Here is a 14,651-nt window from a genome sequence, read left to right as displayed (position 1 = left end):
GTTCGCTATAGTCGTGCGGCACCGGGATCGGCGGTCCCCCGAAATTGTCGGTCCCCACCCGTAGCGTCTCCCCTCGAGGAGATAGACCGCTCAGACCAACGAGGTGGACTTCAGATGGCACCAGCAGCACCCGACAGGGGCAAGGCGCTCGAACTGGCCCTTGCCCAGATCGACAAGCAGTACGGCAAGGGCTCCGTGATGAGGCTCGGTGAGGAAGCCCGGGCCCCGATCAAGGTGATCCCGACGGGATCCATCGTGCTGGATGTCGCGCTCGGCATCGGAGGTCTGCCCCGCGGCCGGATCATCGAGATCTACGGCCCGGAATCCTCGGGTAAGACGACCGTGGCCCTGCACGCGGTGGCCAACGCCCAGCGGGCCGGCGGGATCGCCGCCTTCATCGACGCCGAGCACGCCCTGGACCCCGAGTACGCCAAGAAGCTCGGGGTGGACACCGACGCGCTGCTGGTCTCCCAGCCGGACACCGGTGAGCAGGCGCTGGAGATCGCGGACATGCTGATCCGGTCCGGTGCGCTGGACATCCTGGTCATCGACTCCGTGGCGGCCCTTGTGCCCCGCGCCGAGATCGAGGGCGAGATGGGTGACAGCCACGTGGGTCTGCAGGCCCGGCTGATGAGCCAGGCGCTGCGCAAGATCACCGGTGCGCTGAGCAACTCCGGCACCACCGCGATCTTCATCAACCAGCTGCGTGAGAAGGTCGGCGTGATGTTCGGCTCGCCGGAGACCACCACCGGTGGCAAGGCGCTGAAGTTCTACGCGTCGGTCCGGCTGGACGTGCGCCGCATCGAGACCCTCAAGGACGGTGGCGAGCCGGTCGGCAACCGCACCCGTGTGAAGGTCGTCAAGAACAAGGTCGCCCCGCCGTTCAAGCAGGCCGAGTTCGACATTCTCTACGGTTTCGGCATCAGCCGTGAGGGCTCGCTCATCGACATGGGCGTCGAGCAGGGCATCCTGCGCAAGTCCGGCGCCTGGTACACCTACGAGGGCGACCAGCTCGGACAGGGCAAGGAGAACGCGCGCAAGTTCCTGCGCGACAACCCCGACATCGCCAACGACATCGAGAAGCGCATCCAGGACAAGATGGGGATCGGCCCAAAGCTTGACGCCGAGGAAGGCGCACCCGCGCCCGTCGACTTCTGACACCCATGCCAGACGACCACTCTGGCGATCTGTCCTGGCTCACCAGCTGGGTGACGGACCAGCGAGCCAGGACACCGGCGGAACCTGCCATCGACCCTTGGGCCAGGGAAGACGACCAGGCCCCGCCGGAAACGCATCCCGCGTCCCAGCCTTCGGAGCCAGACGTGGCCCCGAAGGCTGGGCGGGATGCGGAAAAGCCCAGCCCGCTCGCCGAACTGCGTGAGTCACTGGTCACAACCAGCCCAGAGCCTGCGGTTCAGCCTCAATCCGGCCGCAAGCCCACCGAGCTCAGCGCGCAGGCCGAGTCCGACAGGGCGGAATCGTTCGATGCCGCCATACAGATCACAGAGTTGTCCAAGTCGATGGCCGAGTTGGCGCCACAGCCAGCCCGCAACAGACAAGACCGCGAACCGCTCCCGGCCAATCCAGCGACTGATCCGTGGACACCAACCGGAAAAACACGCCACCACACAGCGGCAGCCAGCCCGACTATGGATCGCCCAGTCCTGGCAGCGACTGATGCCGCTGCCAGGATCGCTGAGTTGCGTGGGTTGGTGGCCAAGGTCGAGAGTCAGTCGGAGGCCGAGGCGACCAAGGGCAAGCGGCGTGCTCGACCGGAAGCCGCTTCCGAGGCGGAGTCCCGGGTGACCGGGGCCGGGCTTGGGGAGTCGCGGGCTCGGATCGATGAGTTGCGGGCTCGGGTAGGTGAGGTTGAGTCGCAGGCTGCTCCGAAACGCGGCAGGCGCCAGCAGCCATCTGAGCGCACTGGATCTTTGCGGGAGTCTCCGCCGCGGGGCTCGGGCGAGCCGGAGCCTGGCGGGCAGTCACGGCCCTCTTCTCCGGAGGATGACGATCCTTTTGAGGCTCGGGTGCGGCGGTCTGGGCGGCGGGGACGGCGTGGGGCTGAAGCTGCGGAGTCCGGGGCTGCGGATGGGCTGCGTCAGGCGAAGCGGGCGGTTGCGGATGATCGTGATCCGGCTGTGCGGGCCAAGGACATTTGCTTGACGTTGCTGACCGCGCGGCCACGGACTCGGTCCGAGCTCAAGAAGGCGTTGCTCAAGAAGGAGCTCAGCGAAGAGGTCGCTGAGCAGGTTCTGGGGCGGCTGGATGATGTCGGGCTCATCGATGATGCGGCTTTTGCCGAGATGTGGGTTCGGTCGAGGCACACCTATCAGGGCATGGGGCGTAAGGCGTTGAGCATCGAGCTGCGGCGCCGGGGAGTGGACAACGACACGGTGGCTGAGGCCGTGGCTGCCGTTGACGAGGAGGCGGAGGAGGAGCGCGCCCGTCAACTTGTGCGCAAGAAGCTGCCTTCCATGTCCTCCGCTGATCAGCAGGCGAAGATCCGGCGTCTGGTCGGAATGCTCGCCCGCAAGGGATACTCACAAGGCCTCGCATACCGCGTGGTCAAGGACGAGCTGGCCAACATCGGCGACGAGACGAACCTGCTCGACAGCTTCGAATGATCAGGCCTGCCGTGGGCGTGACAGACCGGGGCAACTGGTTCAGCGCAGGTGGGAGACTGCCTTGGCGAGGGACTTGATCCGGGCGAAGTCGTTGTGGGCCAAGGCGTATTTCGGGGTGAGCCAGGAGCCGCCGACGCAGCCCACGTTTTCCAGGGCCAGGTATTTGGCCGCGTTGTCCGGGGTTATGCCGCCGGTTGGGCAGAACTTGAGGCCGGGCAACGGTCCTGCGATCGCTTTGAGGAACTCCACGCCACCGGCCGCCTCGGCGGGGAAGAACTTCAGTGCTGTCAGCCCGCGTTCGGCCAGCCGCATCGCTTCGGAGACTGTGCTGATGCCGGGCAGGAAGGGCAGACCGGTTGCCAGGCACGCGTCGATCACGCTTTCGGTGCTGCCTGGGGTGACCAGGAATGACGCGCCGACCTCGAATGCCTGCTGCGCCTGCTCGGCGGACGTGACTGTGCCTGCGCCGACGACGATGTCCGGGACTTCCTTGCGTACCCGTTGGATCGCCTCGATCGCGATCGGTGTGCGCAGGGTCAGCTCGATCACCGGGATGCCGCCGGCCAGCAGCGCCTCGGCGACCGGCACGGCGTGCTCGATGTCGTCGATCACCGCCACGGGGATGACCGGTGAGAGCTCCAGAAGTTCAGCTGCGGTGGTCAAGCCATCTCCCTAGTCGTAGTCAACAACCCGCCGAACACGGTGGCGCCGTGCTCGGCCGGGCCAACGGCGTCACGTAAGGCGGCGAACAGTTCGCGGCCGGTGCCTTCCCAGGCGCCGACGGGTGCGTGCACAGTGGACCTTCCGGTGAGGTCGGCCTGGACGTCGAGTGTGCCGTGTTCCGCGTCGAGCCGGATGATGTCGCCGTCACGCAGCCGTGCCAACGGCCCGCCGCCCACCGATTCGGGGGAAACCTGAATCGCCGCAGGCACTTTGCCGGATGCGCCGGACATCCGGCCGTCGGTGACGAGCGCGACCTTGTGGCCGCGGTCCATCAGCGAGCCGAGTGCGGGCGTGAGGCCGTGCAGTTCCGGCATGCCGTTGGCCTTGGGGCCCTGGTTACGCACCACCACAACGACGTCACGGTTGAGCTCGCCGGCCCGGAACGCGGCCGTGAGCTGCTCCTGGCTTTCGAAAACGCGCGCGGGCGCCTCCACGACCCAGTTCTCGTGCTTGACCGCGCACACCTTCATCACCGCGTGGCCGAGGTTGCCCGACAGCATCCGCAGGCCGCCGTCCGGCTCGAACGGGTCGTCCATGCCGCGCAGCACGGCGGTGTCGAGACTGTGGTCCGGGCCGTCCCGCCAGACGATCTTCCCGTCCTCCAGGATGGGTTCCTGCCGGTAGAGGTCCAGGCTGCCCCCGGCGACCGTCTTGACGTCCCGGTGCAGCAGCCCGGCATCAAGCAGGGTGCTGACCAGGAACTGCACGCCGCCGGCGGCGTGGAAGTGGTTGATGTCAGCGGTTCCGTTGGGGTACACGCGGGCCAGCAGCGGCACCACGGCCGACAGGTCGGCGAAGTCGTCCCAGGTCAGCTGAATACCCGCGGCCGCGGCGATGGCGGGCAGGTGCAATGTGTGGTTGGTCGATCCGCCGGTGGCCAGCAGCGCGACCACGCCGTTGACGATCGACTTCTCGTCGACGATGTCCGAGATCGGCGTGTACTGCCCGCGGGTCTGGGTCAGCCGCACGATCTGCCGGCCGGCTTCTTCAGTAAGTGCGCGGCGCAAGGGAGTGTGCGGGTGGACGAAGCTGGAGCCGGGCAGGTGCAGGCCCATCACTTCGACGACCATCTGGTTGGAGTTGGCGGTGCCGTAGAACGTGCACGTGCCGGGCCCGTGGTAGGACGCCGACTCGGCGGCCAGCAACTCGTCGCGGGTGGCGAGGCCTTCGGCGAACCGTTGGCGGACACGGGCTTTCTCGGCGTTCGGCAGCCCGGAGGTCATCGGCCCGGCAGGCACCAGGATCGACGGCAGATGACCGAACGACAGCGCGCCGATCAGCAGCCCCGGCACGATCTTGTCGCACACGCCGAGCAGCAGCGCACCGTCGAACATCTCGTGCGACAGGGCGATCGCGGTCGCCATCGCGATGACTTCCCGGCTGAACAGCGACAGCTCCATCCCGGCGCGTCCCTGGGTGATGCCGTCGCACATCGCGGGCACACCACCGGCGAACTGGGCGACACCGCCCGTCTCACGCACGGATTCCTTGAGCCAGTCCGGGTATTCGTGCAACGGCTGGTGCGCGGAGAGAAGGTCGTTGTACGACGAGACGATGGCGACGCCTGGCTTGGTCAGCCCGCGCACCGCGAGCCGGTCCGGACCGTCGCACGCGGCGAAGCCGTGCGCCAGGTTGCTGCAGGCCATGCCGGCCCGCGCCGGCCCATCGCTGGCCATGCTGCGGACCCGGTCCAGGTACGCCTGACGGGTATGCGCACTGCGCTCGGCAATACGTTGAGTGACATTGCCGATGACGCGGTGGAGCTTCGTTTGCACTGCGGCCTCCCGATGTGGTGATGACAGCAACGCTGGCGTCGCACACGGTCGTGACAAGGCACAACGTAGCTATCCGGGGGCGGCTGTCAAAATCGATCCAGAGAAACTGGGGGCACTTCAGGGGGCGATTCGAGACATCTGGCCGACCCCTATGGGGGAGCCATCGGTATCGATACAGTTACCGAGAGTTGAACGATGCGCCGCGTGTCTGAGTGCGGCCGATTGTTTTTCGCCTTGTAGAGCGCCTGTTCCCAGTTGCAGGTGAGCGATCGGGGTCCTGTCCACAGTGTGGGAGCCAGGACACTGGCAGACCCTTCATTATGAACTGTCTGGAGTCGTTGCGGGTAGCGAATGTGAGCTTTTCGACAGCGGCGGATGATCTCACTATCTGATCAATCGGGCTGTCCCGTGGCGGGGTGACGAATTCCTCGCTACCGAACCGGCCGACGCAGTCGCCGGGCCCGGAACTTTGCGGCCGTCGACGTCGCCGCCAGTCGCCCTGTACGCTGTGAGATTATCCGTTTACTTAGGGTGAAAATCGCTCGCTAGGAACCATTGTTGAAAGCCGGTGACATCCGACACAGAAATCGATCCAGCGCGAGCCGCGGGAGTGTTGAGCCGGTCACAGAGCGGATCATGCCTTGTGGTACTTGTCACAAGGTCACCGGCGCGGCACAGTCGGCGGCACGGGGCGCCTGCCACCACCTGGCCCAGAAGGCGTCCTCCATAGCTGGCTGATGGTCTAGACGGTGAATGGAGTCGGGTATGTCGATGAGCGACATCACTGAACTGCAGCGTGCGATCGGGCAGGTCAAGCAGTGTGTGGGCGAGCTGAGGGCGAAGTACGGCGATGTTCCCGCCGTGCGGCGGCTCGTCAACGACGTCGAACGGCTGGACATCGACACTGCCGACTTCCGTTCCGAGCCTGACACGCCCCAGCCACGCCGCCCACAGGTCTCCGAGCAAGATGTCGTGGTCGTACCGGACACGCCATATGACCGTGAGATGTGGCGTGGGGCTGACGACGAGTACGTCCGCCACGACGATTAGCAGACAAACACAAGTCCATACCCGAACTGAGGACAGATGACCGCAGGAATCAACGCGCCAGGCCGGGCGCGGATATCGGTGCGCAGTCTGCGTACCGACCGGTGGTGGCTGCCGCCGCTGGTGACCAATCTCGGCCTGGCGACCTTCGTCATTTACGCGACCGTCCGGTCTTTCATGGGCGAGTGGTACTGGGTGAACGACTACCACTACCTGACGCCGTTCTACTCGCCGTGTATCAGCGAGTCGTGCGTACCGGGTTCGTCGCACTTCGGCGAATGGATCGGCGAACTGCCCGGCTGGATCCCGATGGGCTTTCTCGCCCTGCCGTTCCTGCTGGGTTTCCGGCTGACCTGCTACTACTACCGCAAGGCGTACTACCGCTCGGTCTGGCAGTCGCCGACCGCCTGCGCGGTGGCCGAGCCGCACGCGAAGTACAGCGGTGAGACCAAGTTCCCGTTGATCCTGCAGAACCTGCACCGCTACTTCTTCTACGTGGCGGGCCTGGTCGCGCTCATCAACACCTACGACGCGATCGTCGCGTTCCACTCGCCCGACGGTGGCTTCGGCTTCGGTCTGGGCAACGTGGTGCTCGTGGTCAACGTGGTCATGCTGTGGGCGTACACGTTGTCCTGCCACTCCTGCCGGCACATCGCCGGTGGCCGGCTCAAGCACTTCTCCGCCCACCCTGTCCGGTACAAGCTGTGGACCTTCATATCCAAGCTCAATGTCCGGCACATGCAGCTGGCCTGGGTAACGCTCGGCACCTTGATGCTCACCGACCTGTACGTGATGCTCGTTGCCAGTGGTGCGATCTCCGACCTGCGCTTCGTTTGAGAAAGAGGAATTCTTCATGACCCAGGTCGAGCGGCACACGTACGACGTTGTCGTGATCGGGGCCGGCGGTGCCGGTCTGCGAGCCGCGATCGAGGCCCGGCAACGCGGTCTGCGTACCGCCGTGGTCTGCAAGTCCCTGTTCGGCAAGGCCCATACGGTGATGGCCGAGGGCGGCGTGGCCGCCTCCATGGGCAACGTCAACAGCAACGACAACTGGCAGGTGCACTTCCGCGACACCATGCGTGGCGGGAAGTTCCTCAACAACTGGCGGATGGCCGAGCTGCACGCCAAGGAGGCCCCGGACCGCGTCTGGGAGCTGGAAACCTACGGCGCGCTCTTCGACCGCACCGCCGACGGCCGCATCTCGCAGCGCAACTTCGGCGGCCACGAGTACCCGCGGCTGGCCCACGTCGGTGACCGCACCGGCCTGGAGTTGATCCGCACCCTGCAGCAGAAGATCGTTTCGTTGCAGCAGGAGGACTTCAAGGAGACCGGCGACTACGAGGCCAAGATCAAGGTCTTCGCCGAGTGCACGATCACCGAGTTGCTCAAGGACGGCGACAAGATCTCCGGTGCCTTCGGTTACTGGCGTGAGTCGGGCCGGTTCATCGCCTTCGATGCGCCCGCCGTGGTGCTGGCGACCGGGGGCATCGGCAAGTCCTTCAAGGTCACGTCGAACTCCTGGGAGTACACAGGGGACGGTCACGCGCTGGCACTGCGGGCCGGGGCGACGCTGATCAACATGGAGTTCATCCAGTTCCACCCGACCGGCATGGTCTGGCCGCCGAGTGTCAAGGGAATCCTTGTCACCGAAGGCGTCCGCGGTGACGGTGGCGTGCTGCGCAACTCCGACGGCAAGCGCTTCATGTTCGACTACATCCCCGAGGTGTTCAAGGACAAGTACGCCGACAACGAGGAAGAAGCCGACCGCTGGTACACCGACCCGGACGGCAACCGGCGTACCCCCGACCTGTTGCCGCGTGACGAGGTCGCCCGCGCGATCAACTCCGAGGTCAAGGCGGGCCGTGGATCGCCCCACGGCGGTGTGTTCCTGGACATCTCCAGCCGGATGCCGGCCGAGGAGATCCGCCGCCGGCTGCCGTCGATGCACCACCAGTTCAAGGAACTGGCCGACGTCGACATCACCGCTGAGCCGATGGAGGTCGGGCCGACCTGTCACTACGTGATGGGTGGCGTCGAGGTCGACCCGGACACCGCGGCGGCCAAGGTGCCCGGTCTGTTCGCGGCTGGTGAGGTCGCGGGCGGCATGCACGGCTCCAACCGCCTTGGTGGCAACTCGTTGTCCGACTTGCTGGTGTTCGGCAGGCGCGCCGGGCTGGGCGCGGCCGAGTACGTCGAAGGGCTCGCGGCTCGCCCGGAGATCTCGCAGTCCGATATAGACGGTGCGGCAGAGCGCGCGGTGCAGCCGTTCGATCCGCAAGGCGGCGGGGTCGAGGAGAACCCGTACACCCTGCACTCCGAGCTGCAGCAGTCGATGAACGACCTGGTCGGCATCATCCGCAAGGCGGGCGAGATCCGCCAGGCGCTGGAGAAGATCGACGAGATCAAGGGCCGGATCCCGAACGTCGCGGTGGAGGGCCACCGCCAGTTCAACCCCGGCTGGCACCTGGCGATCGACCTCTACAACATGATCCTGGTCAGTGAATGCGTCGCCAAGGCGGCGCTGCTGCGCGAGGAGAGTCGCGGAGGTCACACCCGCGACGACCATCCGGCGATGTCGGCGAACTGGCGTAACCGGCTGCTGGTGTGTTCGACTGACGGGACGGACGTTTCGGTGGTCGAGCAGCCCCAGCCGCCCATGCGCGAAGAACTGTTCCAACTCTTCGAGATCGGTGAACTGGAGAAGTACTACACCGAAGAAGAGGTTGCCGCGCACCCGGGAAGGAAAGCCTGACATGGGGTACAAAGCGCAGTTCCGGGTCTGGCGTGGTGCTGACGACGCGGGCGAACTGGTCGACTACGTCGTCGAGGTCAACGAGGGCGAGGTCGTCCTCGACATCATCCACCGGCTGCAGGCCACGCAGGCGCCGGACCTGGCGGTTCGCTGGAACTGCAAGGCCGGCAAGTGCGGCTCCTGTTCGGCGGAGATCAACGGCATGCCGCGGCTGCTGTGCATGACCCGGATGTCCACGTTCGCCGAGGACGAGGTCATCACGGTCACGCCGATGCGGACCTTCCCGGTGATCCGCGACCTGGTCACCGACGTGTCGTTCAACTACACCAAGGCCCGCGAGGTGCAGTCCTTCACCCCGCCCGCGGACCTCAAGCCGGGCGAGTACCGGATGCAGCAGGTGGACGTCGAGCGCTCGCAGGAGTTCCGCAAGTGCATCGAGTGCTTCCTGTGCCAGAACACGTGTCACGTCATCCGTGACCACGAGGAGAACAAGGAAGCCTTCTCCGGCCCCAGGTTCCTGATGCGGGTGGCCGAGCTGGAGATGCACCCGCTGGACACCGCCGACCGCCGTGACGTCGCACAGGACGAGCACGGCCTGGGCATGTGCAACATCACCAAGTGCTGCACCGAGGTCTGCCCGGAACACATCAAGATCACCGACAACGCCCTGATCCCGATGAAGGAGCGCGTCGCCGGCCGCCGTTACGACCCGGTCGTCTGGCTCGGCAACAAGCTCTTCAAGCGCAACAAGGCCTGAGTCACCGTTCTGAGGCCCGGAGGCATCGCTTCCGGGCCTCAGGCATGTCCGGCCGCGGCTCGTGCGAACGCCCGGACGATGGGGTGTGGCCGTTCGGCGAGTTCCGGCTGGAACAAGGTCAGCAGGAAGAAGGGATGGCCGGGCAGTTCGGCGATCCGGGCATCACCGGTCTCGTCCCGGCCGGTGAACCGGAGTCCGTTGTCCTGCAAGGTGTTCAGGTGCTGCGGGTTGGCGCCGTACGAGCAGTGGTAGCGCTCGACGGTCCGGTCCGCGCCGAGTACGCGTTCGGCCAGCGATCCAGGCTCGATGATGACCGCGCCTTCGTGGCCGACCAGGGAACAGGCCAGTTCGACGATGACCGGATCCGCGGTGTCCGGCTGGTTCTCCGCGTGCCCCGCCTGCAGTCCACAGACATTGCGCGCGTATTCGAGGACAGCGTGCTGAAAGCCGCCGCAGGTGCCCAGGAACGGGATCTGCTCCGTGCGGGCGGTCAGCACGGCTTCAATGGCTCCTGCCTCGCTGCGGTACGGGCTGCCAGGCACGAGCCAGATGCCGTCGAACTCCGACAGGCTGGGCACGTCCTCGGTCGGGATCCAGTACGGATCGACGACGAGGTTGTCCCGTTCGGCCAGCAGCGCGAGCTGGGCAGGGATCCGGGTGTGTGCGAGGACGCTGGGAGAGCGGTCGCCGATCAGCGCGATTCGAGCATGGGCAACAGTCACCTGGTCATCCTGAACGCTCCAGGCGCTTAAGCGCCAACGATGATGTGTGTTGACTGTATTAGCGATACTGATACTCGTGGATCTGCATCTGCTTCGCACGTTTGTCGCAGTCGCCCGCCAAGGCTCGTTCTCGCACGCCGCGGCGGAACTGGGCTACACACAGTCCGCCGTGTCCCAGCACATTGCCGCGCTGGAAAGCGACCTGGGCGCCACGCTGTTGTCGAGGCGTCCGGTGGCCCCGACAACAGTGGGGGAGCGGCTGCTCGAGCACGCTGGGCCGCTGTTGCTGCGCCTCGATGCCGCCCGCGCCGACATCGTCAGGATGACGGCCCCACCGGCCACACGGCTCGCCATCGGGGTTTCTCCGCTCGCGATGTCACCATCAGCGGCCGCGATGCTGGCGCCGTTCGATCTGACCGTCGAGGTGCTCAGCCGTGAGGACGTTCTGGCCGGAGTGGCGACCGGGTCGTTCGACGCCGGTCTGGTGGACGGTATCGCGGCACCCACCGATCCGCTCAACCTGGCCGACATCCGTCCACATCAGACAGTGTCGGTCGCCGAACAGCCGGTGGCGGTGATACTTCCCGACGGGCACCCCTTGTCCGGCCGAGCCGGGCTACGCTTGGGCGATCTGGCCGACAGTCGCTGGATCGACGCCCCGGATGCCGGAATCCCGTTGGCACAGCTGCGAACCATGAGCAGATCCGACGGCTTCCGGGCGTCGCTCCGGTACACCGGCACCGACGTGCTCGGCTTGGTGGCGTTGGCACGTGCCGGACACGGACTGACCTTGCTGCCCCAGTCAGTGGCCGGTGGGGTGCCGATTTCCGCACCGTCGCTGGTTCACCGGGTCGAGGCCATCGGTGATGTCCCGTGGCTCGGTCAAGCTTGATCTACGAGCTGCTGCGCGACACTTCTTCGGCCCGCCGTCGTGGGCTGGCGAGCGCGGTGGTGGTGGGATAGCCGATCCGGAACGAGAAGACAGCGTGGGTTCCGGCTGGGACCAGCGCGGACATCGCGTCGGTGAAATCCGGTTTGAGGTTCGCGCTGCGTTCGCGGTCGACCCGTTCCTCGATCTGGTTGATCGGCTGCATGGCGAGGCCCTGCGTGGTCGCCCACAGGTGCATCCGCTGCCAAATCCGGCCGGTCTGCATGCGCTGCACGGGATCGAACGGGTCACGGACGAGCAGACTCCCCACGGCCGCGGCGGTCGCCAGCTGCGTGTCTCTTGTGGATTCAAGCCACGTGTCGTTGTTGAGATCGTGGGACGTGGGCAGGATCTTGCCCATCGTGCGGATCATCTGCGACTGGCCGGACGCGTCGATGGTGATGCCGTCCTTCGCCGCCTGCAGGTCGTCCCAGTCGCCGCGGTACCAGGAGAAATCGTCTCTGGACTGGTCCGCATCGGCGATGATCGCCTCGGTCGCCCGCACGGTGAGATCGCTGAACTTGGCTTTGTCGTGCCACACCAGCGAAACCTCGGGCACGTCGACCAGTTCGGCCAGCTTCTGGGTTTCCACGGGGCGTGTGTCGTAGGCCGCCCGATTGGTGTGCCGGTGGGGAATCGCCTCGAAGAGCGGTGAGGTCTCCGGAGTCGAGCGTCCAAGAAGGATAGTCGCACCGTCGGGCCGCAGCCGGATTTCCGGCGTACGGCCGCGATGCCGGGCGGCGAGTGTCAGGTTCTCCAGCGCGCACCCCACCGAGATCTGCATCTCCCGGTTCAACGGGTCCATCGCGCCGAGGTTGCGCGACAGGTCTGGCGTCAGCTCGATCCGGTCCGGGCCCAGCCGGAACAGCCACGGCTGCGCGTTGTGGGCGCTCGCGGCCAGAACAGCCGCCCTGACAAGGTGAAGGACGTCGTCACCGGGCGGATTCCACTCGTCCCAGGCCGCGTACGCCGCGCCGGACCCGGTCGAGAAGACGCCTTGGTCGATCGCCCGCCAGGTCGTGCCGCCGACGCCGAGGGCGGCCATCGAACCCAGTCCCAGTAACAGTTTCCGTCTGCTGATCATGATGTCCCCTCGAAGAGTCTTCGGCCCTCGTCGGTCAGGTACGGCTCGAGGACGACCATCAGCAGGTCGGTCACCCGCGCCACCTGGTGCTGGTCGGTCGGATCGCCGGTGAGGTCAAGCAAGGACTGCCAGCCGTCGGCGATCAGCCAGAGCGCGGCGATCAGGTCGTCGATCGTCCGGGGCGGCCGCGGTACCCGGACCATGTTCTGGCGCACCAGTTCCTGCGCGAAGCCGCGCATTTCGCTGAACCGGCGCTCGTAGACCACGTCGTACGCCGCCCTGAGCTCGACGTCGGCCCGTAGCAGCACCATCAGCTCACGCTGGAAGAACCGGTACGCCCAGCTCAGCTCCGCGCCTTCGGCCAGGTTGCGGCCCAGCGTGGCGATGTTGTGTTCCGCGTCGGGGTCGGGCGCCCACCGGTTGTCGAGCTCGCCGGAGTACCGGTCGAACAGTGCGCGGATGATCTGCTGCTTGTCACGGAAGTGGTAGTAGAGGTTGCCCGGGCTGATGCCGGCCTCGGCCGCGATGTGGTTCGTGCTGACCGCGGCTGTGCCGCGCTCGTTGAACAACTCCCTGGCGGCCTCGAGCACTTTCAGCCGGGTCCGCTCAGAAGTTTTAGAGCTCATACTCTAATTAGAGCATATGCTCTAACCGTTGGCCAGTGAAAAGGCCCTCGGGGCGAACCCCGAGGGCCTTCTCGAACTTCAGCGCTAAGCCGTGCTGCCGACCGGTGTCACCGGGAACGTGCTGTCCTCGGCGACCGGGCCCTTGCCTTCCGGCTCGATGTGCTTCTTGCTGCGGCGTTCCCGCTTGCTCAGGTAGTTCGCCAGCCAGGCCAGCAGCAGGCACATGGTGATGTACATGGCCGCGACCACGATCGTCACCGGGATGAGCGGACGGCCGAACTGCGCCACACCACCGAGGTTGCGGGCGTAGTAGAGCAGCTCCTCGTAGGTGATCAGGAAGCCGAGTGCGGTGTCCTTCAGCACGACCACGAGCTGGCTGACGATCGTCGGCAGCATGGCCCGCAACGCCTGCGGCAGCAGCACCAGGATCATCACCTGGGTCTTGCGCATGCCCAGCGCGTAGGCGGCCTCGCTCTGCCCACGGGGCAGCGAGAGGATGCCGGCCCGGAAGACCTCCGCGAGCACCGAGCCGTTGTAGAACATCAGCGCCAGTACCACGGAGTTGAACGGGTCACCGAGCTGGATGCCGTAGTGGAAGATGAACATCAGGATCACGGCCGGGATCGCCCGGAACAGCTCCACGATGAGCATCGACGGCACGCGGATGATCGCGTGGTCCGAGAGCCGGCCCGCCGCGAAGACCGCGCCGAACACCAGCGAGAACAAGGCCGCCAGCGCGAACGCCGTCAGCGTGTTGCCCAGCGCGCGCAGCAGGTCGGTCTGGATCTTCTCGTACTCCAGCCACTCCCACAGCCTGCCCTTGAACTGGCCGGCGTCGATGAACCGGTAGATCACGTAGGCGATCGCGCCGGCGATCAGCAGGGTGCCTGCCACCGCGTAGATCCGGTAGCGCATCCGGGCCTTGGGCCCGGGCAGGTCGAACAGTGCGGACGCGCTCATCGGGCCACGCTCCAACGCTTCTCGAGGCTGCGCTGCAACAGCGTCAGCGGCACGACCAGCACGACGAAGAAGAACGCCACCCAGAGCAGGCCGGTCATGGCGTTGTAGCCCTTCTCCGAGAGGATGTCGCGGATCGCGCCCGCCTCGGCGACCGAGAACCCGGCGGCGATCGTGGTGTTCTTCAGCAACGCGATCATCGTGGAGACCATCGGCGGCACGACCGACCGGGTGGCCTGCGGAAGCACCACATTGGACAGTGTCTGGCCGAACGTCAGGCCCAGTGCCCGGGAGGCCTCCAGCTGGCCCACCGCCACGGTGTTGATGCCCGAGCGGACGACCTCGCACACGAAGGCCGAGGTGTACAGCGTCAGCGCGATCACCGCGGCGACGAAGAAGTCGAAGTCGGCCCTGTTGATGATCTCCAGCAACGGGAACGCGAAGGCGAAGAAGAAAAAGACCAGTGTCAGCGGGGTGTTACGCACGACCGTGACGTACACCGTGCCGAAGGCCCGGAAGACCGGCACCGGGCTGACCCGCATCATCGCCAGGATCGTGCCGAGGATCAGGCACAGCACGCCGGAGATCAGGAACAGCTTGATGGTGTTGCCGAACCCGCTGAGGAAGATACTGCTGTTGTCCAACAGGACGTTCAT

General features: G+C 66.1%; 14 protein-coding genes. 7 read left to right on the top strand and 7 right to left on the bottom strand.

Going from position 1 to position 14,651, the window contains the following annotated elements:
• Positions 1-114: 114 nt before the first annotated feature.
• Complete coding sequence (gene recA, locus JOF56_RS56260) at positions 115-1,158, top strand: recombinase RecA (protein ID WP_209647691.1); 1,044 nt, start codon at positions 115-117, stop codon at positions 1,156-1,158.
• A gap of 935 nt (positions 1,159-2,093) precedes the next feature.
• Positions 2,094-2,624 carry a regulatory protein RecX gene (locus tag JOF56_RS59325; RefSeq protein ID WP_245381245.1) on the top strand — a complete coding sequence of 177 codons (531 nt, stop codon included), beginning with the start codon at positions 2,094-2,096 and terminating at the stop codon, positions 2,622-2,624.
• Between the two features lie 39 nt (positions 2,625-2,663).
• On the opposite strand, the gene JOF56_RS56250 is transcribed toward JOF56_RS59325, so the two are convergent.
• Together JOF56_RS56250 and edd are read right to left on the bottom strand one after the other, a co-directional pair.
• The gene (locus JOF56_RS56250; protein ID WP_209647690.1) at positions 2,664-3,287 is read right to left on the bottom strand and encodes a bifunctional 4-hydroxy-2-oxoglutarate aldolase/2-dehydro-3-deoxy-phosphogluconate aldolase; all 624 of its coding nucleotides are present in this window, start codon (positions 3,285-3,287) and stop codon (positions 2,664-2,666) included.
• Entirely contained in the window at positions 3,284-5,122 is a 1,839-nt protein-coding gene (gene edd / locus JOF56_RS56245; protein ID WP_209647689.1) for a phosphogluconate dehydratase, read from the bottom strand. The genes JOF56_RS56250 and edd overlap by 4 nt, the downstream gene beginning before the upstream one ends.
• Positions 5,123-5,887: 765 nt before the next feature.
• On the opposite strand from edd, the gene JOF56_RS56240 reads away from it, so the two are divergent.
• Genes JOF56_RS56240 through JOF56_RS56225 form a run of 4 tightly spaced genes read left to right on the top strand, consistent with a single transcriptional unit; the run spans position 5,888 to position 9,678 of the window.
• Positions 5,888-6,172, top strand: coding sequence for an Rv0250c family protein (locus JOF56_RS56240; RefSeq protein ID WP_209647688.1), 285 nt, complete (start codon positions 5,888-5,890; stop codon positions 6,170-6,172).
• Between the two features lie 36 nt (positions 6,173-6,208).
• Positions 6,209-7,006: a succinate dehydrogenase subunit SdhC gene (gene sdhC, locus JOF56_RS56235; protein WP_209647687.1), complete on the top strand. Its 798-nt coding sequence runs from the start codon at positions 6,209-6,211 to the stop codon at positions 7,004-7,006.
• Between the two features lie 16 nt (positions 7,007-7,022).
• Complete coding sequence (locus tag JOF56_RS56230; RefSeq protein WP_209647686.1) at positions 7,023-8,921, top strand: fumarate reductase/succinate dehydrogenase flavoprotein subunit; 1,899 nt, start codon at positions 7,023-7,025, stop codon at positions 8,919-8,921.
• Position 8,922: 1 nt separating this feature from the next.
• On the top strand, positions 8,923-9,678 hold the full coding sequence (locus JOF56_RS56225) for a succinate dehydrogenase/fumarate reductase iron-sulfur subunit (protein ID WP_209647685.1): 756 nt from the start codon (positions 8,923-8,925) through the stop codon (positions 9,676-9,678).
• 38 nt (positions 9,679-9,716) lie between these two features.
• Here JOF56_RS56225 and JOF56_RS56220 read toward each other — a convergent pair whose 3' ends face one another.
• A complete protein-coding gene (locus JOF56_RS56220) occupies positions 9,717-10,400 on the bottom strand; it encodes a CTP synthase C-terminal region-related (seleno)protein (protein WP_209647684.1) in 684 nt (227 codons plus the stop codon).
• Positions 10,401-10,476: 76 nt separating this feature from the next.
• Between JOF56_RS56220 and JOF56_RS56215 the strand changes: the two genes are divergently transcribed.
• A complete protein-coding gene (locus tag JOF56_RS56215) occupies positions 10,477-11,292 on the top strand; it encodes a LysR family transcriptional regulator (protein ID WP_307855740.1) in 816 nt (271 codons plus the stop codon).
• A 1-nt stretch (position 11,293) separates the two neighbouring features.
• On the opposite strand, the gene JOF56_RS56210 is transcribed toward JOF56_RS56215, so the two are convergent.
• The 4 genes from JOF56_RS56210 to JOF56_RS56195 all read right to left on the bottom strand — a co-directional run bounded on the left by JOF56_RS56210 (position 11,294) and on the right by JOF56_RS56195 (position 14,651).
• Positions 11,294-12,412, bottom strand: coding sequence for a nitroreductase family protein (locus tag JOF56_RS56210; RefSeq protein ID WP_209647683.1), 1,119 nt, complete (start codon positions 12,410-12,412; stop codon positions 11,294-11,296).
• A complete protein-coding gene (locus JOF56_RS56205) occupies positions 12,409-13,038 on the bottom strand; it encodes a TetR/AcrR family transcriptional regulator (protein ID WP_209647682.1) in 630 nt (209 codons plus the stop codon). The genes JOF56_RS56210 and JOF56_RS56205 overlap by 4 nt, the downstream gene beginning before the upstream one ends.
• 84 nt (positions 13,039-13,122) lie before the next feature.
• Complete coding sequence (locus tag JOF56_RS56200; protein WP_209647681.1) at positions 13,123-13,998, bottom strand: amino acid ABC transporter permease; 876 nt, start codon at positions 13,996-13,998, stop codon at positions 13,123-13,125.
• A complete protein-coding gene (locus tag JOF56_RS56195; protein WP_209647680.1) occupies positions 13,995-14,651 on the bottom strand; it encodes an amino acid ABC transporter permease in 657 nt (218 codons plus the stop codon). Before JOF56_RS56195 ends, JOF56_RS56200 begins: the two co-directional genes overlap by 4 nt.

The sequence above is a fragment of the Kibdelosporangium banguiense genome (assembly GCF_017876405.1).
GTDB lineage: Bacteria > Actinomycetota > Actinomycetes > Mycobacteriales > Pseudonocardiaceae > Kibdelosporangium > Kibdelosporangium banguiense.
This window is presented reverse-complemented; position numbering and strand designations above follow the sequence as displayed.